General features: G+C 40.9%; 17 protein-coding genes. 5 read left to right on the top strand and 12 right to left on the bottom strand.

The window, feature by feature from the left end:
• Nucleotides 1–160 precede the first annotated feature (160 nt).
• Both FLL46_RS19600 and FLL46_RS19595 read left to right on the top strand, forming a co-directional pair.
• Nucleotides 161–3,433, top strand: coding sequence for a P-loop NTPase fold protein (locus FLL46_RS19600; protein WP_142933050.1), 3,273 nt, complete (start codon nt 161–163; stop codon nt 3,431–3,433).
• A gap of 701 nt (nt 3,434–4,134) precedes the next feature.
• The gene (locus tag FLL46_RS19595) at nt 4,135–6,681 is read left to right on the top strand and encodes a polyprenyl synthetase family protein (protein WP_142933049.1); all 2,547 of its coding nucleotides are present in this window, start codon (nt 4,135–4,137) and stop codon (nt 6,679–6,681) included.
• A 119-nt stretch (nt 6,682–6,800) separates the two neighbouring features.
• Here the strand turns inward: FLL46_RS19595 and FLL46_RS19590 are convergent, their stop codons facing one another.
• The 5 genes from FLL46_RS19590 to FLL46_RS19570 form a co-directional block, all read right to left on the bottom strand.
• The gene (locus tag FLL46_RS19590; protein WP_142933048.1) at nt 6,801–7,799 is read right to left on the bottom strand and encodes a cytochrome d ubiquinol oxidase subunit II; all 999 of its coding nucleotides are present in this window, start codon (nt 7,797–7,799) and stop codon (nt 6,801–6,803) included.
• A 19-nt stretch (nt 7,800–7,818) separates the two neighbouring features.
• The gene (locus FLL46_RS19585; RefSeq protein WP_142933047.1) at nt 7,819–9,243 is read right to left on the bottom strand and encodes a cytochrome ubiquinol oxidase subunit I; all 1,425 of its coding nucleotides are present in this window, start codon (nt 9,241–9,243) and stop codon (nt 7,819–7,821) included.
• Between the two features lie 65 nt (nt 9,244–9,308).
• Entirely contained in the window at nt 9,309–9,854 is a 546-nt protein-coding gene (locus FLL46_RS19580; RefSeq protein ID WP_142933046.1) for a GbsR/MarR family transcriptional regulator, read from the bottom strand.
• A 342-nt stretch (nt 9,855–10,196) separates the two neighbouring features.
• The gene (locus tag FLL46_RS19575) at nt 10,197–11,387 is read right to left on the bottom strand and encodes a lipid A deacylase LpxR family protein (protein WP_142933045.1); all 1,191 of its coding nucleotides are present in this window, start codon (nt 11,385–11,387) and stop codon (nt 10,197–10,199) included.
• A 237-nt stretch (nt 11,388–11,624) separates the two neighbouring features.
• Nucleotides 11,625–12,206 carry a TetR/AcrR family transcriptional regulator gene (locus FLL46_RS19570; protein WP_142933044.1) on the bottom strand — a complete coding sequence of 194 codons (582 nt, stop codon included), beginning with the start codon at nt 12,204–12,206 and terminating at the stop codon, nt 11,625–11,627.
• 238 nt (nt 12,207–12,444) lie between these two features.
• Here FLL46_RS19570 and FLL46_RS19565 point away from each other — a divergent pair, with 238 nt between their 5' ends.
• From FLL46_RS19565 to FLL46_RS19555, 3 genes are all read left to right on the top strand, one after another.
• Nucleotides 12,445–13,050 (top strand): carboxymuconolactone decarboxylase family protein, encoded by a 606-nt coding sequence (locus tag FLL46_RS19565; RefSeq protein WP_142933043.1) that lies wholly within the window; start codon nt 12,445–12,447, stop codon nt 13,048–13,050.
• Between the two features lie 169 nt (nt 13,051–13,219).
• Entirely contained in the window at nt 13,220–14,452 is a 1,233-nt protein-coding gene (locus FLL46_RS19560; RefSeq protein ID WP_142933042.1) for a hypothetical protein, read from the top strand.
• A gap of 50 nt (nt 14,453–14,502) precedes the next feature.
• Nucleotides 14,503–14,730 carry a DUF350 domain-containing protein gene (locus tag FLL46_RS19555; protein ID WP_142933041.1) on the top strand — a complete coding sequence of 76 codons (228 nt, stop codon included), beginning with the start codon at nt 14,503–14,505 and terminating at the stop codon, nt 14,728–14,730.
• Nucleotides 14,731–14,870: 140 nt separating this feature from the next.
• Here the strand turns inward: FLL46_RS19555 and FLL46_RS19550 are convergent, their stop codons facing one another.
• The 7 genes from FLL46_RS19550 to FLL46_RS19520 form a co-directional block, all read right to left on the bottom strand.
• On the bottom strand, nt 14,871–15,233 hold the full coding sequence (locus tag FLL46_RS19550) for a DUF1801 domain-containing protein (protein WP_142933040.1): 363 nt from the start codon (nt 15,231–15,233) through the stop codon (nt 14,871–14,873).
• A 137-nt stretch (nt 15,234–15,370) separates the two neighbouring features.
• Nucleotides 15,371–18,193 carry a trypsin-like peptidase domain-containing protein gene (locus FLL46_RS19545; protein ID WP_142933039.1) on the bottom strand — a complete coding sequence of 941 codons (2,823 nt, stop codon included), beginning with the start codon at nt 18,191–18,193 and terminating at the stop codon, nt 15,371–15,373.
• Between the two features lie 212 nt (nt 18,194–18,405).
• Nucleotides 18,406–19,635: a radical SAM family heme chaperone HemW gene (hemW, locus tag FLL46_RS19540; RefSeq protein ID WP_142933038.1), complete on the bottom strand. Its 1,230-nt coding sequence runs from the start codon at nt 19,633–19,635 to the stop codon at nt 18,406–18,408.
• A gap of 18 nt (nt 19,636–19,653) precedes the next feature.
• Entirely contained in the window at nt 19,654–20,289 is a 636-nt protein-coding gene (rdgB, locus tag FLL46_RS19535; RefSeq protein ID WP_142933037.1) for an RdgB/HAM1 family non-canonical purine NTP pyrophosphatase, read from the bottom strand.
• Between the two features lie 158 nt (nt 20,290–20,447).
• Nucleotides 20,448–20,912: a DUF4426 domain-containing protein gene (locus FLL46_RS19530; RefSeq protein WP_142933036.1), complete on the bottom strand. Its 465-nt coding sequence runs from the start codon at nt 20,910–20,912 to the stop codon at nt 20,448–20,450.
• Between the two features lie 130 nt (nt 20,913–21,042).
• Entirely contained in the window at nt 21,043–23,007 is a 1,965-nt protein-coding gene (locus FLL46_RS19525; RefSeq protein ID WP_142933035.1) for a dynamin family protein, read from the bottom strand.
• A 345-nt stretch (nt 23,008–23,352) separates the two neighbouring features.
• On the bottom strand, nt 23,353–23,763 hold the full coding sequence (locus FLL46_RS19520) for a bacteriohemerythrin (RefSeq protein ID WP_142933034.1): 411 nt from the start codon (nt 23,761–23,763) through the stop codon (nt 23,353–23,355).
• Nucleotides 23,764–23,897 lie beyond the last annotated feature (134 nt).

Genomic DNA, 23,897 nt, shown 5'->3' with positions numbered 1-23,897 from the left:
ATATGCCATTAGCTGTTTGATGAGTTAATCGTTCGAAATCTAGTATGGTTAAAAATGAAATAATATTAAAGTAGGTTTAGATGTCGAATTAGTAGTCGGTCAATATGGCAATTAGCTTCTTGCTGTTCCACAAAAGAAAACAGGGAGTAACCAAGTTCTCATGTCAGAACCGATAGATCAGACTGCACGCCAGAATAATCTTAATCAAGATAATATCAGCGAAATTAAATCCCCAATGATTCCTGCGCCTCCGCGATATTGGATCTTTCAGGCTGTTCCCGGAGATTTTGACTTAGCAAAGGAAATTACAGTAGGAAAAGTCAATCACTGGCCACTCAATCGGTACACGTCGAGTGTCCACAAAGGTGACTTTGTGTATTTGTGGAAATCGGGTAAAGAGCGAGGAATATATGGTTGGGGGATTGTAGAAGAAGAGCCAACTATCGAAAACAAAGCAGGCATGGTTAATGTCCGCGATCAGGAAAAGTTCCAGCAACCTATTCTTCATGAAGAACTCCTTAATCAGGGAAAAAAATTCAGAGCGCTAACCATTATTCGCAATCAAACGGGCACTAATTTTCGGGTAAGTTCGACGGAGGCGGAGGCGCTTAACAAAGTCATCTCCAACTCGAACCAGCGACCGCCGGCGGATCCCTTTAAGTTTGAAGAGCAATTTTTTTCTGCAGCAACATTATCAGATTACCGCTATTCAGGAAACACATCAAAAATCATCTCTGCGGCGTTAAAGCTAGCACTTAATAATGAAAGTCTTCCAAAAATTTCGCCAGAGCACCTGATTCAACTGACTATTTCTCTCGCACTAAACTCAGACTCAGAAAGCACTATTTTTTTGCGAGAAAACTTGCCGACATTGAGTTCGTTAGACCTCAAATATGCCGAGAGTATTAATTGGAGTGAGGTTACTGGTTTCTTAGAAAGTGATTCGCTCTTGTCAACATTCGTTGAGCCTTCAGTTCTGGCGTTGTTAGATACCGCTAGACTCGCCGCTGTATCTAGCTGTCGTAAAGAAAGAATTAGTTTAAGACACTTGATTGCCGCAGTGATACATGGCGGCAGCGAAGAGGTTCAAAGTTTACTGACGGAAATGTTACAGAACGCGGACATTGACCTTGATAATACGAGGCAGGTTTTTCTGACGTTTGTTTCACAAATGTGGCCCAATGATAATCACACGGCGTGGGGTGATTTTCTAGCGAGTAATTACAAACGTGATTCTAGAGATTTACTGGCGCTTGTTAACTCTGATGCTTCCAAAGGTCGAGATTTTCTCAACATAAAAAATGACGTCAACGCTTTCGCATCATTGCTAGCGGCGAAAGACGCCAATCCGCCAATAGCTGTCGGATTATTTGGAGACTGGGGTAGCGGAAAAACATTTTTTATGAATAAGCTCCGGGATCGAATCGATGAGATCGCGGAGGAGTCGAGAAAAGTTAGTAAGGAAGAAGAAACTGCTTTTTGTAAAAATATTGCCCAAATAGAGTTTAATGCGTGGCATTATTCTGAATCAAATTTGTGGGCGAGTTTAACTGACCACTTTTTTAAGGAGTTGCGATTTGAGTTAACCCGGATTGGCTATAACGATGAAAGCTACCGAGCTTTGATTGAAAAGCTCGGTTTCTCAAGTGAATTGCAAAATGCAGTAACGGACAAGATAAAAACTATTCAAGATAAAAGAAAAAAACTGTTTGCAGAGCAAAATAATGCACAGATAAAAAGAGATGAACTAACCGGCAAGCTGTTATCAAAAATAATATTAAAAAAGAACAGTGACGGTAAGGTCGAGTTGGCTGAACCATTTATCCAGAATTCTAAGGATATTAAAAAACTAACCGATATCGACTTAACGAATGAAAAAATTGATGACAGCTTAGAATCAGTCAGCACCTTGATATCGTTGTTGCGACGAAGGAAGGTTCTTGGTAATCGTCTGAAAAATATATTCAAGGGACTATTAAAATATAGTTCAATGGGGCAACGAATTTTATTTGTGATTTTAATAGTCGGAATAGTTTCGCTATTTTTTGTTGATTCGTTCCAAAACATCGCGGGAGCAGTAGGACAAGTGATAGCTGCGATCGCTTCATTTTTCGCTGTTTTAAATAAACCACTAAAAAAGGCGAAAGGAATTCTTAACTGGGTTGAAAGTATTAGCGATGAGTATGACAAGGCTAAAGATGCGTCCTATGAGGTTAAGATAATTAATAAGGAATTGTCAGACTCCCAAGCAGGTCTATCCAAATTGTTAGAAGAGCACCCTGAAATTGCTCATGAGAACTTTATTAAATTTGTTTATGAGCGAGCTGACAGTTCTGATTATGACAAGCATCTTGGGCTACTCTCGACAGTCAGAAAAGATTTTGAACGCTTGAATGAATTGATGTGTCAACAAAAAAATGCGGGGAGTCAATCAAAATTTGAGCAAGATAGTTCTCTGCCTTCACTGGATAGAATTGTTCTCTACATTGATGATTTAGACCGCTGTTCACATGAAAGGGTAACCCAGGTGCTACAGGCTATCCATTTGATCCTGGCATTTCCATTGTTTATGGTTGTGGTAGGCGTGGATGCAAGATGGGTTGGCCGCTCTTTGAAAAAAAATTACCCATTTCTCATTCACGATAACGGCGAAATAAAGCTCCGTGGCGATCCTAACGCGGCATCCACCGATGACTATCTGGAAAAAATATTTCAAATACCTTTCTGGCTTAAGTCAATTGACGGCAATATGACTGGTGACTTAATTAATGGCGTTGTCGGTGTGGGCGCAGATGAAGGAGCAAAAAATATACAGACTGATAATGCTCCAATACTCGATAAAGCCGAGAGCGGACAGAAAGAAAAAAAAGCCGGGGCCGATCGCTTATCGAGTGGTGAAGCTGATACTGAAGATGAGGAAGATAGTTTTCATGATGAACTTTCAGATACTGAAAATTCGCTCGACCTTAAGCCACGCTCTTTAGATATTTCAGAACATGAACTTGACTATATGAAAGTGTTAGGTGGAATTGTCGGTCGGTCGCCGAGAACTGTCAAAAGATTTATTAATCTGTACAGACTGCTTAAGGCGAGTGATGAACGAGCACATAGTATTAGCTTTTCAAGTCAATCTGGCGGGTTTTATGCGCCGATGTTTTTACTCGCGGTATTGTGTGGGCGACCGAGAGTCTCCGAACACTTTTTTTCTATCATAAGAAATGCCTCGCGCGACTCGTCGCTAACTGACTGTTGGGCAAATAATAAGGAAAAGGATTTTGGCACCGGCAGTATCACCGGTAGCCATTGGCAAGCCTTTAGCCTCTCGATGGATAACTATTTGAGTGCCGGCTCAAATCGGCATTTTTCCGTTGGTGAATTGGTTAGCTGGCTAAACGATGTTGCTCGATATGGATACCGCGAGTGGAGAATCTAAGTTGCCCCATAAAGCTCATCAGTGACCGTTCTGATAGTTAGAGTCATCGTTAATGTGGCATGCCGACGTTGTTGCCATTAAAAATTTGTTACTAATTATTAGGGCGTGTTTATCTTTCATTCTTTGAGATTGTTGCGGCTAAAATTTTGTCAATCAAGAAGTGCGAAGCGTGGTTTAGTTATTCTAAATGAGCGACAAACGACGCAGAGTGGCGAAATTTTAGTCACAACCCGAAGGGCCGGGCCATTTTTTCGCCCAGCCGCGTTAAAAGCTGAACCTGTAGAATGACTACATGGTTCATCTTTCGCCTCGCTGAACAAAAAAATGACCTCGGCAATCTCAAAGAATGAAAGATAAACACGCCCTAGTATTTCTTTATCAATTTATCCCCATTCTTACTAGCTCGTGATTGGCTGGTCAGTAATTATCTTCACCATGGAATAATCGGACAGCGTTTTGCGTTATAGCAAAAAGCACGGCGAACTTTGGCAAATCGGTTAACAATTGGTGAAAAGCAATAATTTTTAATCGGTATTGCAATAAGTCGCTTTACTTTAGGTCGCAGTTAACAGTAACTTGACGATGGTATATTATTTGCTTAGCTATACCAGTGAGTAGAAACAAGGGAAGCACAAGCATGGTTCATCGTTTTCGAACTGTCTGTGGCCTAATGTGTTCCTTTAACCTGATGGAGTTTTAATTTGCCAGTTTTATCAAGAAAACCAGATCCCACTTATTTAGAACGATTAGATTCAAAAAAACTTGATCGAAAGCAAACAAAACATAGTACAGAAACTATACAGCCTGCCCAAACATCCGAATTTGTTGATGCTCATTGTTATTTACGCGCAGAAAAAAGAGCGAATTGGTATCTTAAAGAACTCCAGCAACTCATCGACGAAGGCTCGTTATTTAATCAGTTGAAGGAGGATTATTCAAATTGGCGACATCAGTCTGATCGTTTTATTTACCAGGGCGTAAGCCTCTCGGAGTTAGAAACAGAACAACATATCGGTGGGCAACTTGATTCGATGGGATTTCTTAAAAAGCTCTCTGCCGACCGTAAGCTGAGAAAGTATCTTGAGAAGTCTGTCTCCTACATATTTATGCGCGATCTGGGCAAGTCTTTACAAGACAAGAGCACAAAGAAAAATATTGACGATACAGTCACTCGTCTTCACCGTTGGATTAAAAAGCAGGTGAACAAGGATTCGAAAAATTCAGCGCTTAATGATTCATTCTCGTCAAATTTATTATTTGGTAAGGCGAAGGATAATGGCGTTGAAAAAACCTTGTACTGGTTGATGGGGAAGTTAGGGCAAGTTCAAGGCAATATGCCTGAAGAGCTTGATCAAACCAACGGCATGCGGAAATTGGTAAAAATAATCGCCGGTGTCGTTTTACATCAATTTATTAGTCAACCCCAGTCTGGCTCAAGTGAAGCGGAAACATCAAAGCAAAATAAAAAGGAAGGCCTCGACTCGGCAATTCGGTTAGGCTACAGCTATGGATTAACTTATCCGTTTATTGATGACTTACAGGATTCTGCGTCGGTACTGAATGATGAAGAAAAAGAAGTATTCAATCAGGCAATTCGTCAAAGCTTACTTCAGGGAAAGGTGGTCGAATTTCCTCAGTTCTCTAAAAAAAATCAACGTAGTATGACATTTGTTTATCAGGAACTTTCAGAAGCTTTTGACTACATTAGAGACTGCCGCTCGCCACATGCAGCGAAAACTTTTTTTGAACAGGCTTTTATATTCTTCGAAGCTCAGGATATCGACAGACGCCGAACTTTATCTTCTAAAAAATATACGATTGAAGAACTTTTTCTGCCAATTATTCTTAAGTCTGCAGGTTGTCGTTTAATTGCCAGAGAGTTGTTGAACTCACAGAGTGATGAAGCGTTTAATTACCACACTTTCTGTTTTGGAATATATAACCAGTTTAATGATGACATAAAAGATATTTTTATCGACTTAGATGAAGGCAATGTCACGCCGTATACATACTATTTACAACAAATAGAAAATGTTGAAGGTGTTGCTTTCGATAACAACAAAGAACTCATTAACCCATACGAAGTTTACTGGTCGGTTGTTTTCTATCTCATTTATGAAGTCTATAAAAATGAGCCATTCAGCAAAAAGTTGCTACTTGAACGAAGCATTAATGCACATAAAAGTTTAAAGGCATCAATTGGTGAAAATGATTATCAGCTACTACGCCAAAAACTCTTAACTACCGGTGATGCTAGCTTTGACCGACTCATTGACGAACTTGTTGAGCAGCCTAATGATATTGCCTGGTTTGATAAATTAATCAGTCGCCATGTGGCAGAACATTTTGACAAACAAAAACAACAACAAGCCCATTTTAAGTCGCGTTTTGAAGAAGTTCGAAGATTTGTCGATGAGTGTCTTCCTGTTGCAAATCACAAAAAGCTGAACCAGTCTACCTTGATTGAAGCGGCGAACTATAGTTTAAATGCCGGCGGTAAAAGGTTAAGAGCGACACTCGCTTATGTTATATGCGTTGATAAATACGGATTTAGTCCAGCACAAATTAAGCCGATACTTCAGTTATTGGAGTATATGCATACGGCGTCGATTATTTTCGACGATAAACCGTCACAAGATAACTCAGATTTAAGGCGTGGGCATGTTGCATTACACAAGCAATATAATTGTGAGGCAACAGCAGAGTTAACTGCTGTTTTTATGATGATGAGAGCGGTTGAGGTTCAAAGTAACCTCAAGGAAATTCCGCCAGAAAGAGTGCTGGAGTCTTTAAGCTATGCATCCAGTATTACCCAGGCAATTTGTGAAGGGCAACTATTGGACCTTAAATCAACTGAGCGACTTACCAATCTGGCAGAGTTGGAAACCATTAGCGAGTTAAAGACCGGTTTAGCGATTGAAGCTTCTCTGATGATTCCTGCTATTCTTGCTGGAGAGAATGATATCGAAAGGGGCCACATCAAGGAGTTTTCCAAACACTTGGGACTCGCTTTTCAAATTAAAGATGATCTGTTAGATCACTGTGGTGACAGTGAGCGTTTAGGAAAGCCGACTTTTCAGGATGCAGATTTAGGCAAAGCGTCATTTGTTACCTGTTTGGGAGAAGAACAAGCAAAGCAAAAACTTTTTGAACATTTTTTTCTGGCGCAGGAAGCTTTAGAGTCGCTACCTGAAATCAAACCTTTTATGGGACAGGTGCTGGATTTTGTTGTACACAGAAGTTCCTGATTGCATTTTGTTTTTAAAAGTGATGGTTCGAAAAAAAACTCACGCTAATATCGTAATCGTGAAAAGCCTACATTGGATGTAGGCTAATTTTATCAGGGAAACTTCTCCTCTGGGTGAAATCAATAATATTCTAATTCTGTTGTTTTTCCCTTAAATACCCGATAAGAAAATAATGTATATGCGAGAATGATAGGGAGTACTATTGCCACACCATAAAAAATAAATTTCAATGATGCGGTTGAGCTTGCTGCGTCAACAGCTAATAGTTTATCCGGCACGACATAGGGATAAAAACTATATGCCAGTCCGATTAGACATAGCAAGAAAAGACTCGCGACAGACATAAAGGGAAGCCAGCAAGCTTTATCTTGAGAAACTGGAACACTCTTTAAATAGATATCCGTCACGAGCAACAGAATAAAACTCATTAATGGTATCGGCATTAGCAAAATGGCTTCAGGCAAACTAAACCAGCGATCAGCTACTTGCGGATTAATGAGCGGGTTGGTGATACAGATTGCGATAATTCCGACTGCCGTTATCCAGCCCGCAATACGCGCTTTTTTTGCGGCAAACACTTGTAATTCACCTTCTGTTTTCATCACTAACCAGGCGCCACCGATGTAGGCATAAGCTGACGTCACGCAAACAGCACTGAGTCCCGCAAATGCCAAAGCAGCCCAATGGTATTCAAACCCCATAACATACAGTCCGAGCATAAAACCTTGTGAGCCAGATGCTAGAATTGAGCCTGCTTTGAATAGTTTATCCCACAAATTTTGATAACCAGTAACGGCTTTGGCGCGAAAATCAAAGGCGACGCCGCGTAAGATAAGTCCAATCAAGAGAAACAACGTCGGTAGGTAAAGTTCTTTCAATACCATGCTATGTGCTTGTGGAAAAGCGATAAGCAAAATTCCTACTGCAAGTACCAGCCAAGTTTCATTAGCGTCCCAAAATGGCCCAATTGACGCTATCATTTGATTTCGATAGTTTCGGTTATCCTTTGGTAGCATCACGCCAACGCCCAGATCGAAGCCATCGAGAACGGCGTACATCAAAACTGAAACAGCCATCAACAATAGAAAAATATAGGGTAGTGATTGTTCAAAAGTCATTGCCAATACTCCGCTTTCGTTAAGGCTTTAATGTAGATGAAACAGGTAAGTTAGCTTCAATTTCTGAGTTATTCGAGAGACGCTCGATTCTTTCTGGATGATGAAAGGGTTTTGAAATCGAAACATCATCTGTCTCAAATTCTTCGACCGCGGCGGATTTTCTTGCCATATAAAATATTGTGTGTAGATAGGCAACGAGTAATGCCAGGTAAAGCAGGCTGTATAAAGTGAGAGAAATAGCCACATTGCTCGGTGGTAAGTCGGTGACTGCTTCAGCAACGGTAAGCACGCCGCTGACCAGGTAAGGTTGTCTTCCTATTTCTGTGACGTACCAACCGGCTAAAGTTGCGACCCATCCGGAAAATGCCATGGAAACTAATATTAAGAGTTGGCTTCTTGAAAGCGTTTTATGTCGTATCAGTTTAAAACTGACCAACCAACTAACGATTAACATTAGCATTCCCACGCCGAGCATAATTCTAAAACCATAAAAAACAGGTTTTACCGGCGGGTGTTCGCCTTTAAATTCATTCAGTCCTTTTATTTCTCCATCCAGTTCATGAGTTAAAATCAGGCTGGCCGCTTTGGGAATCCCTATTTCTAAATGGTTGCTGCGTTCGCTTTCATCAGGAACCGCAAATAACAGAAATGGTGCACCTTGCTTTGTTTCCCAGATTCCCTCCATGGCCGCTACTTTTTGTGGTTGATGCTCAAGTGTATTCAGGCCATGAAGATCACCGACAAAAATTTGAATTGGCATTAATATCGCTGCTGTATACATTGAAGTTTTTAGTGCGATTTTAGGCGCTAACTTATCATCCTTTTTCAAAATTCGATAGGCTGAAATACCGGCGATTAAAAATGATGCTGTTAACCCTGAAGCCAGTAAAGTGTGAAGCAGTCTGTAAGGGAATGAGGGATTAAAAATGATCTCGAACCAATCTTCTGGATGAGCGATTCCGTCAACAAGATAAAAACCTTGAGGTGTTTGCATCCATGAGTTTAAAGCTAAGATCCAGAAAGCTGACATTGATGTGCCAAAAGCAACTAAAAAAGTTGCCAGGGTGTGGAGCCAACTGGGTAACCGCTTAATTCCAAATAGCATGGCACCAAGGAATGTCGCTTCCATAAAAAAAGCAGTGAGTACTTCATAGCCCAGTAACGGACCGGCTATGTTACCGACTCTTTCCATAAAGCCTGGCCAGTTAGTGCCAAACTGGAAAGACATAGTGATACCGCTCACGACACCCAAAGCAAAAGTCAGTGCGAAAATTTTTACCCAAAAACGATAGATTCGCATCCATACCGGATGTCCGGAAATATCGTGTCTGACTTTAAAATAAAAAAGAAACCAGGCGAGTGCAATGGTGATGGTTGGGAATAAAATGTGGAAGCTAATATTGGCGGCAAATTGAATACGAGATAATAGAAAAGTGTCTAACATGTCTATCTCCAACTGGGGCAGTTGAGTGTTCTAAGTGTTTACTTCGAAAGCTGCTTTATTGTCTGTTAACTTTTGTCTCTGGTGGTCAGTCGCTCTTTCAAATCAAGAACCTTTCCCACACCAGAGCCAAGCTTTAATAATGTCTTTAAACTATCAGGATTCATTCGGTGAATGTCTTCAAACCAGGTATTAAAAAGCTCTAGCAAGTCATGGATTTCTTTGACTCGCTCAGTGGCGAATTGATATTCACCGGGCTCGTTCATCAGCTGACCGCGTAACAGCGACAGGGTTGGATCGACTTCTCGTTTACGTCTTTCTGACAAAACTTGCAAAGCCAGTTCCCAGATGGTTCCGGCAGGTTTGAAATAATCTTTTCGGTCGCCGGGCTTATGGTGGACACGGATCAATTGCCAGGATTGAAGTTCTTTGATCCCCATACTTACATTACCTCGGGAAATACTGAGCATCTTGGCAATTTGATCAGCATTAAGCGCTTCCTCGGTGAAAACGATCACTGCCAGCATTTGCCCGACGGTGCGATTAAAGCCCCACCGGCTGCCCATTTCACCGAAGTGTACGACAAAGGTTTCTAATTCGGATGGAAGTTCCATTGTGTAATGCCTGAATTTTCAGAAATTTCTGAAAATTATAAATCTAATTGATAATAAGGCAAATGGCGAAGGAGGGCGAAAATGATTAAATAGTTGTTAGCTATGAGCGGCGAACATTACTTTATTGAAAATATTCTTTGGTTATCAAATAGATAGCCGGATATCGTTATTGTGAGAAACCGTTAAGCATGAGCACATGATGTTAGCGGCTAAAAAATTGATAGAAAACATCTATCATATAAAATCAATCACTGCTTATTGATCTGGAAGTTCATAACGGGCTTAGAATTTCCAGAAGAATAAGCAGCTAATCAAATTGGCAATGTAGTCTACATCTTCATTTTATAGGCCTTTACTCAAAATTAACCCGCCCCAATAAACGCTTCGATCGGCTTTACCAACTTTTACTTCGGATGACTGTGTTCTCAACAAGTAGCTTAAACGCCAGCCATTTTTGAACTGTCTGGTAACACCAAGCCAGGCTTCGGCGACAATGTTTCTGACTTCGCTAGAAGAGTATTCAATAGTGTTGTTTTTGAATTGCCCTTGTAAAAAAGCATTGTATGCCCGCAAATGCAAATTGAACCCACCCCAGAAATAAAACTCTTCCTGATTTTTGTTAAGGCCCGCGAGGCTGGCGGACTTTTCTGAATAATCATTAAATTGTGGTCGGAAGCTGTACCAGGGAGTGTCGAACTGGCCGACACGAGCGGCTAAACCAAATGATGCTTCAGAAATATAACCAACACTTGCTTGCATGGTTGTCGACACTTCAAAATTATGTTCGTTTCGATAATTAAAATGAAATAAGCTTTGTCTGGCTATGCTATATCTCGCGGTTAGTTCTCCGCCGTCGCTGATTTGGTTGTTCCAGCCTACCGGTGTTTCACTACCCAGTGTTTTATGCAGTTCTGTTTGTACTTCACTAATTAAAGAGGAACCAATCACGCCCAGAGTGAATGTCGATACCCAGGCTGTGTCAGATTCGAAGTCGATTGACTCATGAGTATTAGAAAGAAATAGCAAACTCGCGTAAGGTCGATCGCCAACTTGTTCTTCAACATTAGCAATTGACTCGGGTGTAAAAACGGTAAATCCCATTTCAATACTGTGCAGCTGACGATCGCCCTGCGAATGAAGAGATTCAAATCCTGTCAGTTGATCAACCCTCTCCAGAATTGGGTTGAGCGAAAAGTCATACTCAACGGCCCGGCGTCCCGCCAGCGTGAGTGAAAAACCGCCGGTATAATCCTGATCACTACTGCGTAGAGCGAATAAGTCATTGTCGATGTATAGCGCCCAACCAGTATCGTAAGGTTCAACTTCAGAGTCCCAGACCCAGCCGCGATGAGGATTTTTTTCGGCGTTTATTGTTCCGATTATCGGTTGTCCGCTTTGTTGGCGTTCATTTTGCTGATTCTTTTCTTGCTCTTCGGCAACGGTTGTTTTTGTTACCATGAGTTCTTCTGCTTCCGCGAATTCGACTGAGAGTAAAAGAAGCAGCGTCGCAAAAATGCGTGGTAGTAATTTCATCTTTCTTCCTTTTCTTAATCATCTACTTATTAAGTGACCGGTCGTCTTAATTGTATATATGACCGGTCGTCTTGAAAAATGTTACAGCTAAATTGAGTTATGTGATCTGTTACTGGTCGTTGGATATTTTTATTTGAAAATATGCGCTCTGAATGAGCTGATCGAAGCGATTATTAGCGAAAGGGTTCAATTATAAAGAACACTCCGCTGCAAAAGTACGACTACAAAAAGTACCAACTACAAAAAGAAACTCTCCAATTGACTACGAAATATATTGAATGGCTCACAAGCCTTACTTGCCTTCATTCTCATCAGTGTCCCTTCCCAGGCACAATGAATAAACTCTGCGAGCTCCTTAACATTCGTTGATGTATGCAACTCTCCGGCTTCACGGGCCTGGGTTAAGCACTCAGCAATGGAATTCACATAATCGTCCATGATCCGATTAGCAGTATCTCTGATTGCGGGATTTTCATCGGACATTTCCAGGCAAAGATTACCAATCAAGCAGCCGCCGCAAAATTCTGAGGATTTCAGTTGTTGATGATTCTCATCAAATAGATTGAGTAAGCGCTGTTTAGGACTATTAGTTTGATCATTGAGAATAATCTCCGAGCGAGTCGAGCTCTCATCGGCTAGTTTTTCCATTGCCTCAATAACAAAAGCTTCCTTACTTTCGAAATGATTGTAGAATGAGCCTTTGGGAACACCTGCGGCGCCCACGATCTCTTTTACGCCAGTGCCGTTGTAACCCTTTTGAGAGAGTACTGCCAGCCCGGCATCAAGTATATGTTGTCTACAATGTCCAATTCTTCCCATAGAGGTTATAATAAATGACCGGTCGTCTTAAAGTCAACTGTTTAATTATAAATGTTAATTAATACTTTATTTTCAAATGCTTATAGCGTTTTTTCTTTCTGATTAAAAATGCTGGTATGTACTAATCATGTAGTATCTGGAAAGCGAGTGGGGAATATTTAACTATTTGTTTTATCGGATTTATTCTGAAATAATATTGCAAGTGCACCAAATAAATCAAACTGAAAAGGAGTAAAATGTGAGTTGGATAAAAACGATAAGCTTTGAAGCTGCAACAGGCAAACTAAAAAAACTCTATCAGCGAGTTGTTGGTCCCGATGACAATGTCGACAATATTTTGATGGCCCACAGCCTACGACCTCACACGCTTGAAGGGCATATGGCACTTTACAAGAATGTGCTTCATCACAATGCCAACCAGTTGGAAAAGCATTGGCTAGAAGCGCTGGGTGTGTATGTCAGTTTACTCAACCGATGCGACTACTGTGTTGAGCATCATTATCAAGGCTATAAAAGACTCATCAATGATGATGAGCGCGCACAAACTGTTCGCGAGGCGTTACAGTCCGACCGATTCGATGTTGCATTTTCTGCGAAAGAGTCGACTTTGTTTCAATACGCAAAAAAACTCACATTAACTCCCTATGCTGTGGCCGAAGCCGATTTAGCAATCATCCGCGACGCTGGATATGATGACGGGGAAATTCTGGAGGTTAACCAGGTTGTGGCTTATTTTAACTATGCCAATCGTACGGTATTAGGGTTAGGAGTTTCTACCGAAGGAGACTTATTGGGTCTCTCGCCCAATGATAGCGATGACCCTGATAATTGGCAGCATAACTAACCTGCCAGTCATAACGAATGAAATTTGATTGTCTTGAATTGTGAGTGATTCTCGCCTTGTGAGTGATTATTGTCTTGTGAGTATTGGCGGGGCGAGATTTATTATCGATTATCAGATAAACTGCTTTCCTTGAGTTAATTCGAATTAATCTGTTTTCCTTGATGATTATATGAACACGTCGGTACTTTCCAAATTATTTTGGGTTCTCGCTTTTTGTTGTTTTTTATTACTGCGCAACTGTAGCGAGCAGGGCGCAGGGCTTGGCAACGAAGAATCGGGGTGGCGCCAGCTCGTAGATTTTAGCGACTCGACAGAGTTAAGTGATTCAGACAGACAAAAGTATCCCCGATTTTCTAAAGCTTACCAAGATGTGCTCGAAGCATCCGAAGCCGATCAACGACTTAAGTTAATTAAAGCGGCGTTAGTCGTTGCCAATGAAGAAAGTTTTCAGTCTGGTCCTATTCTCAAACAACTCCATCTGATGGCCGCAGATATTCATCAATCTAAGTGGCACCACCTCTTCGCCATTGAAAGCTTGGTTAAAGCGCAGAACTACCAGTTTGACAAGCAAACTGACAGAAGACTAAAAAGTTTGCGTCGTCATTTAGCAAGCAATGAAAAAGAGAGAAATTTTAATGCTGATTATGTCGCGACACGTGCTACCGGCCCAGCTAAAGTCCTCAAAGATAGAGTACTGGTCACTTATATATTTATCGACGATGGGGTAAAAACTCGCTGGAGTAAAAAAGATATGTTACGCAGTGAGCAAGTGTTGAGCGAAGTTGAGCGTTGGAAACAATTGCGCGCTTCAGAATATAATATTGATAATTTAGAATTTATTAATAAAATTTTTATTGCACAGAGAAACCCTAGAATTAAGCAGTTATCAGCGATATCCCATAAAAGTGCAACGCCACAAATAGACAAGTTTGTAGACGCGGTTATGGAAGATCTGGGTGAGAAAAATGTTGGTGACTTTATCAGTAAGCACATGAAAATTGTTGGGGCCGATCAAGGCGTGGTAATTTTTCATAGTAACTTTGAAAGACGTTCGTTTGCCCGGCGATGTGGTTATACCCATAAGCGAACTTATTACGAAAATGGCAAAAAGCGGACACAAATGATTTCGAAATGCCGTGAAGAATATGTCATGTTAATGAACCAGGTTAAGCGTAATCGATGGGACAAACTACATAACACTCAGGCACACGAAATACTGCATTTGTTTGGCGCTGATGATTTGTACAGTATTAAGAACGCGGCGAGTTATGCGGCGACCGATATTATGAATTTTTATAGTAAAAACTTATCCGATGGTAGCATTCATCCGATTACCGCATACGCTATTGGATGGCAGGATCATAAACCTGAAGATGTGCCGTTCAGAGTGCTTGATAAATAAAATTTTTGAAATTTATAAACAATAATGAATAAAGTCATAAGGAGTTAATTGTGGAAATTAGTTCAATTCAGCAGACCTTAACTTTTTTAGGAATTAATTTACTCTATGCACTGGTCACATTGCTTGTGAGTGTTTTTGCATTGGTTATCATTGATAAATATGTATTTACAAAAATCGATTTTATTGAAGAGATTAAGAAAGGTAATATTGCCGCTAGTATTTTTCAAAGTACTATTTTAATTTTTATTGGATTAGTTGTTGCTGTGTCGATGAGTTAGGTGGTAGTTAATTCGAGAAGCAATATTGAACAGTAAATGTCATCTCGACTGCGCTCGAGATGACATGGTTCACTAGTCGATATCATTTCGGCCAACGTAGCTCTCGGTTATAATCGCCCCGTGAATATAAATGTGTAACATCAACTTAACTCGATTGCTTTCTTAACAAAATTCCCAACCTTCTTTTTTTCTATATCGTCAATCTCACTAATTTTAATGTGCCTTCGATATTTGCCTTTTCCTTCTAATATTTTGTCCGGGTCGAGAAATTCTGCGCCCTGTCCGAATTCGACAGACAAGTGATTTTTATAAACGAATATTCCACACCGCAAAGTATTCGAGCAAGAGTAAATCAAACCGCCATACTTAATTCCTTCAATCAGGTGAGGGCCTGCCTGTTTTATTAGTTTTCTTAACGAGACGAGTATCTCGTATTTTTCCGGTGACTGGAACTGGGTATCTTCGATAAATTGATTAACTTTTTCCGACTCTAGAGAACTCACTTTATTTCCTTAAGTTGATCTTTGATAAAACCAGCATAACTTAGGGCTACTGACACCATAATGTCAGTAGCCATTGTTCTTGAGTGGCATCGGGGGCTATCTGTTTCTTGGCTCAATCAGATAGTTCAAAACTCAATTTAATTTGAACTCACCAACTCATTACGCCAGCCAGCACTATTTTTGAATATTTTTTGTGTTGGCCAATAGTGTAGATCTTGTTTAAGTGTGATGATTGATTCTCGCCCAATCAAATCCAGTAGTCGAATCCTCAAATAGTCTTTGTCGCGATGCTTTTGTGTGAGTTGAATGAATTGCTCAATACTTTCAACTTTTTCACCTTCAAATTCAGTAATTCGATTTAATGGTCTGAGTCCATAACGATTAGCTGGTGAGCCAAACCAGTACCAGGAAACATAAACGCCATCAGCTTCAATGGCGTGTTGTGATGCCAAAGCGCGGTGGGGCTTCTGTAGTAATGCGCCAGACCAGAGATAAACTTCTTCAGTATCATTTCCTGATAGCATTTTAGTTTTGATATTAAAATCGTGCTGCTCGCCATCGCGCCAAACGCTCAGATTAATTTCAGGTTGCTGAGTCATTTTATCCAGATCTGAAAAGTTATGAATAATTTCCTCGTCAATGGATAGTAATAAGTCACCTTCTTTCAAAAGTTCGAATGCATCGGAACCCGCTACCAGTCTGGTAATTTGCAGCATTTGTGATTTGCTGCCATTCGATTGAAATTTTTCCATCCATTCATCAGATAGTCCAAAATTGCGAGCATCAGCGATGGTCACTGGATGCAATTCGACTTCAAGCGAGTAGATATCAATTTTTCCTTTTTTACGCCACTGATCACGAATACTTTTGACGTAAGAAATCGGTAAACCTCGGTCAATCGTCTGTGTGGTGGAGCGACCAAATGCAAAGTTAGTCCACCAGGAACGAACTTTGCCACGCTTATCAAGCAATACCCCGCTTGCAACTGCGGGTGGATTATTGATGGTGACAGCGTTAATGTTTACCTCCCTAAATTGTGGAATTGAAGGCGCGGGAAGCGTCAGCGGATCGAAGCTGGAAACATTCAGTTTTTCGCTGATAAGACGATTTGCCGTTTGATAACCAACCAGCCAAACAGTTTCGCCGGATTCTAATGGAGATGTGTTCAATGGTGCTGACCTAATGCCTGAGTTAGGAACCAATTCAGGGTCATATTGAATTAAGGCGAAACTGTGTAACGGATGAACAAACAATACTTTTGCCGGAATTTCGGCAACGCCTGAAATTGTGATGTCAACCTGTGCCATTTTTATCGGTACAGTATTTCGATCAACGATAACTAGTCCCTTGTCAGCGTCAATAACCAAACCTGTGCCAGAGTAGTTTGGGAAATTTTGGCCGTCAACATGGTAGGGAAGACTGGTATTCACCATCACCAAAGAACGCGCGATTTTATTTTTTCGCTTATCAGAATATTGATTAAACTTAATTTCAGTTGGCGCAGGTAAATGGGATTCTTGTTCCCAGTTAATTGCTTTACAAGGCCAAAGCCCGGTTTCATCATTGCGGTTACAGCGTTTGGAAACGTGCCAGTTGGTTTGAAATTTTACATTCGCCACCCTGGTACTTTTGGGCGCACCGATATTGACGTATTTTAGGGTAAAATATTGGTTTTGTTTTAATTCTGAAAGGGCTTGTTGAAAATCATCCAAATTGGTAATTTCCTGGTTGTTAATAGATTGCAAAACAACACCGCGACCAATGCCTGCGTTACCAAACATAAAGCCTGCCGATGAAACATAAACGCCACTAGTCGATAAATTCGTTTGCCTTGCCAGCTGATAAGAATAATTATTAAAAATCCCACCGGCAACTTCCATATATTCATCTGGTGTAACTTGATGCAAGTTTTCCACTGTTAATGCAAGGGTTTTTAGTTTTCCCTGGCGAGAAACAGTGAGTGTGATTTCTTCGCCGACGTGTTCATCGAGAAATATTTCGAACTGTTCGTAGCGACTCACATAATCCAGTTTTTGGTCAGGCGATTGCAGCGAAATAACAATATCGCCGGGTTTTAATTTTTTGTCTGCAGCCCCATCAACGACTGTTTCTGCAATTGTCAGGAGTCCATCTCCATCGCTTTTTTGGCGGAATTTTGACTCTAAATCGCTCGACAAACCTAACCGCCGAACCTGATCATAGGGCTGATAGCTTAATGTTGTTTGCAGCGTTCCTCTCTTAATGGGCTTGTTTTCCTGAATAGATTTTAATGCGCGCGTTATTTTATAAAGTGGTAAGAAAAAACTCGAAGAGCTGGCATTATTGCCGCCTGCATTGATGGCGATGACTTCGGCATTTATGTTCACAACCGGAGAGCCAGAAGATCCCCCCGAAGTATCAGCAGCTGATTGAAAATAAAAGGTGTTGAAATCATTATATCCGCCGCGCCGGTATTTGGGAGCAGAGCGATCAAGTCGTGCAAGCGTCCCCGACAAGATGGACATATGTTCGCCAGAATCGTTACCGATGACTTTGATTTCATCGCCTATTTGCGCTTTGTTATCGACCAGCTTGAGTTCTTGAGGTTTGATAAATTCTAGAGACTTTGGGTTGAACTTGAAAAAGCCGAAATCGTGAATAGGATCTCGATAGATCGGAATCAGCTCAACTTCTTCACTATTCGAAAATATCGCTTCTGCTGTCACCGGGCCGGGGTTGACCACATGACGATTGGTTAAAATAATGCCATTTTGAGCGTCTACTACAAAACCTGTTGCCTGAGTAACCATGCTCCCTTCAGTGTCAAAAGGACGAACGGCGTTCACACGGATGCTAACGACTGCATCGGTGACCTTTTGAATGGTTTTGTCCCAGCGAGTCGATTGTGCAGCGTTGAGGTTAGCGTTAGTGAGCATCAACAGACTAAGAATGGTTAGACAACTTATCAGTTTAAACTTCATATAGGAGACTTTCTCTAGCTGCAAATAGATTGATTACATCATAGCAAGTAGCTGATGAGCAATTGAAGAATTGATACCAATTATGACTCAAGTTGTCGCTTTATTGTTACTTTCAACATTGAATATTTTCAAAGTGACTATTCGTACTACTATGATTTTTACTCTAGTCAATCAAAAGTTGACTGCTACAAGTACGACTTCTGACAATGCAATTAATTCAATTCAGTTACCTTAATGGTGTTCGCTTTATCAACTTTTCCGTTATTGGGCTCTGCTAGCTCCGGAAAATTTTCAGGCATAAAATAAGCCAGTAGCTCGTTGAGAAATCGATAACCTTGTTCCGATGGTTGCAATTGGTTGTTGGAACAATTCAATAAGCCCTGTTCTTGCGCTTGCGAGATTGCGTTTTTGACTTGTCCGATAAGTAGCCCGGTTGTACCAAAAAATAATTCCTGCGCAACGCCATTTTTTAGACGCATGGCATTCATCATAAACTCCAGCGGCAATTCTTGTTGTGGAATAGTTCGTGCATTTTCGATTATCGGTTTATCCGCATCCAGATAATCCTTAGGACTACGTTTTTTACTTTTACGAGTGATTGTTTGATCGTCAGCGCGAGATATTTTGCCATGAGCGCCGGCACCTATTCCGAGGTAGTCACCAAACTGCCAATAATTAAGGTTGTGCACAGAAGGGTGCTTTCCGTTTTTAGAATAGGCAGAGACTTCATATTGTTGGTAACCATTTTGTCGTAAAAACTCAATGCCTTGTTCAGAAATATCAAAAGCGGAGTCTTCATCAGGGATCGGAGGAGGTTGATGATAAAAAAGCGTGTTAGGTTCCAGCGTCAGCTGATACCAGGAAAGGTGTTCTGGTGATAATGCCACTGCTTTTTGTAAGTCTACCATCGCTTGAGAATCAGACTGATTTGGCAGCGCGTACATTAAATCAAGATTGATATTATCGAATCCTGCTTGTCGTGCAATCTCGAAAGCTCTTGTTGCTTCATCACCATTGTGAATTCTTCCGAGAGTGTCTAAAAATTGATTGTTGAAACTTTGTACACCGATTGAAATTCGGTTGATTCCCGCGTTAAAAAAATCTTTGAATTTTTGGGCTTCGACCGTACCGGGGTTTGCCTCCATGGTAATTTCCATGTCTGGCTGAAAAGGCAACAGTGCTCTAATTCCGCTCAGTAGTTTTTCGAAACCTTGGGCGCTGAATAAACTGGGCGTTCCACCGCCGATAAAAATACTGGATAGTTGGCGACCCCAAACTTGTGGAATTTCCTGCTCCAGATCGACCAACAAGCGATCGATATACGCCTGTTCAGGAATATCATTCTTTACCTGATGGGAGTTAAAGTCGCAATAAGGGCATTTTTTCACACACCAGGGGATGTGAATGTAAAGTGACAGGGGAGGAAGTTGGGTCAGCGCCATGAAACTACTCGGTAAAAATTACGCATAACGCTGTTTTAGTATTGTTTGAAAAGCTGATAACGCCTTGCCGCGATGACTAATTGCCGACTTTTCCGCAGGCGTCATTTGAGCGGCGGTTTTATCTTGCACTGGGCAATAGAAAATTGGATCGTAACCGAAACCGCCATCGCCAATTTTTTTATCCAGTAAAATGCCTTCCCAACTTGCTTGGCAAATAATGGGGGTAGGATCTTCTGCGTGACGCATATAAGCAATAACACATTGGTATCTTGCGGTTCTTTGCGATGACTCTACGTCTTTGAGTTCATTTAATAATTTATCAAGGTTTTCTTCGTCACTTGCGTTTAAGCCGGAATAACGGGCAGAGTATATTCCTGGTGCCCCATTCAGGTAATCAACTTCAATACCTGAATCATCTGCAATTGCCGGCTTTCCTGTGGCCTGGCATGCGTGTCGGGCTTTAATGATAGCGTTTTCGATAAAAGTCAGGCCATCTTCAATTGCATCACTTACTTGATATTCTGATTGTGGAACTAACGTCACCTCAAATTGGCCAAGAATTTCAGTTAATTCTTTGAGCTTTTTTTGGTTACCGCTAGCCAGAACAATTTGATTTGGCAAGGTTTGCGCAATGTGTGGTTGGTTTGAGGGCATGGCGAAAGAAAATGTTTAATGGATTAATCAGTTATTATAGCAATTCTTGTTGGTGCGAGCTATGTGGAGTGTGTGAGTAAGTAAGAGTCAGACTGAGCTAGTAATTGGGGAGAGGTTCCAGTTGTTATCCCCTCTGAGCAGAGGGGACGAAAGAGTTGTTACTGGGTATACAATTGTTGCTTAAATTTTACCGGGATTAAAATCCCCTTTTTCTCTGCTTGTACCTGTAGATCAAATATCAATTTTTCGCCGTCTCTGAAGGTAAAAGTTGCGATATAGTAAATGGCTTTTTCTTCTTTTATTTCTTTAAAAGCTAACTCTTTTAACTGTCCGGCCAAGTTTTTACCGTGGCCGAAAATATTCGCGATCACTGGCTCGCCACTTTTACTGACTGCAATGTTAACGATGCCGGTTCGTCCACTTCGAGTAATACCATATTGACTAGCGACCTCTGCAGGGATCATAGCGGCACTGAGGGCATTGTAGTTGACTGTGACATCGCCAACGGTATGCTCGTTCGCGCTTGTAGTAAAAGAGAAGGCCGCGATGATTGAAGTTATGATTAACAAAAATCTTCTTGAGTATTGTGATAAGTGAAATAATTTTGAGTTAAAACCAATCATAACTGACTCCTTAGAATGTCGTTAATTGGTTGAATGGCGTTGGCGAGTAACCAGACACCAAATCTTTAAGTGAGCTTATAATACAATTGTAGCTGGTAATTAGGGGTTGTTGCTAGTTTGCACTAGTAACTTATCGACCAGCTGAAGATATTCTGACGATGTTAGACTTTTCTTTACCCGGTTTTTTGGCTTCAAATGAGTCGATCAATTCAGTGGCTGTTTGACGTTCCATTTCGATTTCATCAATCAGACGCGAAAGTCCTTTAATTTTTCCGTCAAGGTTGGCGCGTGACTTGGTTAACTCAGCCAATTCATTCCGATGATCGGTAATCAACTTTTGTTGCATTCGCAATTGCTGGGTAAGTGGGTGAATGACATTTTGAGTCCAGCTAATTAGTTCTTGGCGGGTCGATTTAAAAAACGACATAACGTCGGTCACAGTACCAGAGAAAAAGCGTTTCACAGCCAGGCTATGTTCGGTGAAGGTCGTAAAAATACTATTATTCAACCGTTCAGAATTCTTAATAATTTGTTCCAAATCTCGACCAAGACGTTTTGCTGGAAATAATTTTGGCTCTAGCAATTGCATGCCGAAATCGTTGGTAAACTTATCGTATAGTGACACTGCCATTTTATTCGTGAGCTCTGCTTCTCGTGTGAGCTCTTTCATAATCGTTTTGACTGCGATAAAGAATTGTCGCATATGACGAAATAAACCAATGGTCGTTTTACTATTTACCAGTTCATTTAGCGTTACTTCCACTTCTTTTGATAAAACTCTCGCGCCGATAACTGAAAGCAAAATTTGAGTTTGTCGTTCTAACAATCGTTGACTGGGTTTGATCGCAATAAGCCGGTGTTCAAATTCTTTTAAATCTCTTTCATTTTCTGATACGAGCTGAGTAATTCGTTGCTTGTTATCGCCGGTTAATGACTGAAGCTCTCCTTTTTGAACGTAAAGTTGATCACTTTTGTTTGTGAGTAGTTGGGTTGCTTCTTCAACCAGGCTTTTCGCATCTTTAATGACCGATTCCCAGATAATATGTTCTTTGTTTTCTAATAAACTGACAGACAATAAATGTTCCAGTTCAGTAATTTGACTGCGGATTAACATCGACTTGTCATTGCGAACTTTCGCCACCAGCGCCTTTTGAGCGGACACAGGCAATACTTGTTTAGTCTCTATCTGCAATTGTCTTGCGGTTGTGTTGATCATTCGGGTAACTGCTTTATCGACTTTTTTACGGCTTGATAGCTCGTCCCAAAGCGTGTCTATTTTGTTCAGAACTGCAAACGTACCTAGCGAATTATCTCTTTCCAGATTCTGAATATAATTTTCCCAAATGGCCATGTCTGACGCGGTTACTCCCGTATCAGCGCCTAGCAGAAAGACAATCGCTTGCGCTTGCGGTAAAAGCTTCAGGGTTAACTCTGGCTCGCTACCCAATGCATTAAGCCCGGGCGTGTCCAGAATACAGAGTCCTCGCTTTAGCAAATCGTGGGGGAAACTAACTAGTGCGTGACGCCAGGCCGGAATTTCGACCTTGTTATCTTCGCCCATTAATTTTTCTAGAATATCGTCAGTGAAGCCGAGATTTTTGGCTTCTTCAAGAGAGACTTCTTTAGTTTGAGTAATCGTGTGTAAAGCGTACGTCATTTCCTGGGCTGAGCCTGTCATTAACGGCACTTCTGTCCATTGACTGGGCATATCTCGATATTCACTTAGAGTTGTGCTCTCTAAACGGGTTTCGATAGGCAATAATCGCAAATAAGGCCTTGCCTCTTTTCGATCATAAAATAATTCCGTTGGACACATGGTCGTGCGCCCCGCCTCAGAGGGCAAAATGCGTTGTCCATAATCAGCGAAAAATAAAGAATTGATTAGTTCGGTTTTTCCGCGAGAAAATTCACCGACAAAGGCAAGTGTTAAATATTCGCTTTTTAAAGATTCTTGTAGCTTAAACAGACGAGAGTCAATGTCCTCATTAAATAGCTCATTGCGCCTTAACCACAAGCGGAAACGGCTAAGAGTTCGACCAATATCTGACTTCCATAAGTCAAACGCGTCTATATTTTCGGAAAATTCATGTGACATAGCTATTTAGTTCTTTAATTGAGTGCCTTTTATTCTAATTGAATGAGTCGAATTTTTATTCTGTATTTTTATGAACTCATATGACTAATGTTATCAGAATTTTAGAGACACAAACTGGCTAACTCAAAAATTTTAACAGAAATTCTATAAAAATCCGTTATATAGATCTCAATTTTTGAGTAATTTCTAGATTAGTGGAGGATTTAAGCTTATTAAAGGTTAATCTTTTGATTGGTTATCTCTCCTTGAAATATTTGAGTTTGATTGTAAGTGCTTGCTAACAATGAGTTTTGATAAAAAAAAGCCAAATACACTTGATAATCAAGATGTTATTTAAATCTCAACTCAACTAACGCCTTTGTCGATCAAAAAGTTTGCGTAGGCTCGATCACTTTTTTGAATGTGGCCAGTTAACCAATGTGTCAGAAATTGCATAATTTCCAAGCTAATAGCGCCACTGGCGTCTTGTTCGAAATCAATTTTAAATTGTTCTACTCGGGCAATTAAACGTGAGTGTTTTTGAATATGCTCTTTCGTTTCTGGATATCCATATTGTTCGAACAGCGATTCTTCAAAAGCAAAATGAACTCTGGTGTATTCGGTTAACCCTGCGAGAATATTAGCGACCACACTTGCCGTTTCACCTTGTGCCATCGCGATATTAAGCCGGTTGATCATTTCGACCAGGTTTTTATGTTGCGCATCGATACTCGGAATGCCAATACTGTATTGATGGGACCATTGAATCAGTGACATGCTCTGCTCCTTTTGAAAAAGAGAATAACCCGATCACCTCGTTCAATTGCGGGTGATTGCAATTCATGGGTTCACCAAGAAGGATGACTGGGTTAACGCGATAGCCCGCCGACCTGATGCCGTTAAGGATACCA

The sequence above is a fragment of the Aliikangiella coralliicola genome (assembly GCF_007004725.1).
Classification (GTDB): Bacteria; Pseudomonadota; Gammaproteobacteria; order Enterobacterales; family Kangiellaceae; genus Aliikangiella; species Aliikangiella coralliicola.
This window is presented reverse-complemented; position numbering and strand designations above follow the sequence as displayed.

What these genes read in the sequence shown, in the direction of transcription:
- FLL46_RS19600 (WP_142933050.1), top strand. Translation starts at nt 161, where the DNA reads ATGTCAGAACCGATAGATCAGACTGCACGCCAGAATAATCTTAATCAA.
- FLL46_RS19590 (WP_142933048.1), bottom strand. Translation starts at nt 7,799, where the DNA reads ATGACTTTTGAACAATCACTACCCTATATTTTTCTATTGTTGATGGCT.
- FLL46_RS19585 (WP_142933047.1), bottom strand. Translation starts at nt 9,243, where the DNA reads ATGTTAGACACTTTTCTATTATCTCGTATTCAATTTGCCGCCAATATT.
- FLL46_RS19580 (WP_142933046.1), bottom strand. Translation starts at nt 9,854, where the DNA reads ATGGAACTTCCATCCGAATTAGAAACCTTTGTCGTACACTTCGGTGAA.
- FLL46_RS19575 (WP_142933045.1), bottom strand. Translation starts at nt 11,387, where the DNA reads ATGAAATTACTACCACGCATTTTTGCGACGCTGCTTCTTTTACTCTCA.
- FLL46_RS19570 (WP_142933044.1), bottom strand. Translation starts at nt 12,206, where the DNA reads ATGGGAAGAATTGGACATTGTAGACAACATATACTTGATGCCGGGCTG.
- FLL46_RS19560 (WP_142933042.1), top strand. Translation starts at nt 13,220, where the DNA reads ATGAACACGTCGGTACTTTCCAAATTATTTTGGGTTCTCGCTTTTTGT.
- FLL46_RS19545 (WP_142933039.1), bottom strand. Translation starts at nt 18,193, where the DNA reads ATGAAGTTTAAACTGATAAGTTGTCTAACCATTCTTAGTCTGTTGATG.
- hemW (WP_142933038.1), bottom strand. Translation starts at nt 19,635, where the DNA reads ATGGCGCTGACCCAACTTCCTCCCCTGTCACTTTACATTCACATCCCC.
- rdgB (WP_142933037.1), bottom strand. Translation starts at nt 20,289, where the DNA reads ATGCCCTCAAACCAACCACACATTGCGCAAACCTTGCCAAATCAAATT.
- FLL46_RS19530 (WP_142933036.1), bottom strand. Translation starts at nt 20,912, where the DNA reads ATGATTGGTTTTAACTCAAAATTATTTCACTTATCACAATACTCAAGA.
- FLL46_RS19525 (WP_142933035.1), bottom strand. Translation starts at nt 23,007, where the DNA reads ATGTCACATGAATTTTCCGAAAATATAGACGCGTTTGACTTATGGAAG.
- FLL46_RS19520 (WP_142933034.1), bottom strand. Translation starts at nt 23,763, where the DNA reads ATGTCACTGATTCAATGGTCCCATCAATACAGTATTGGCATTCCGAGT.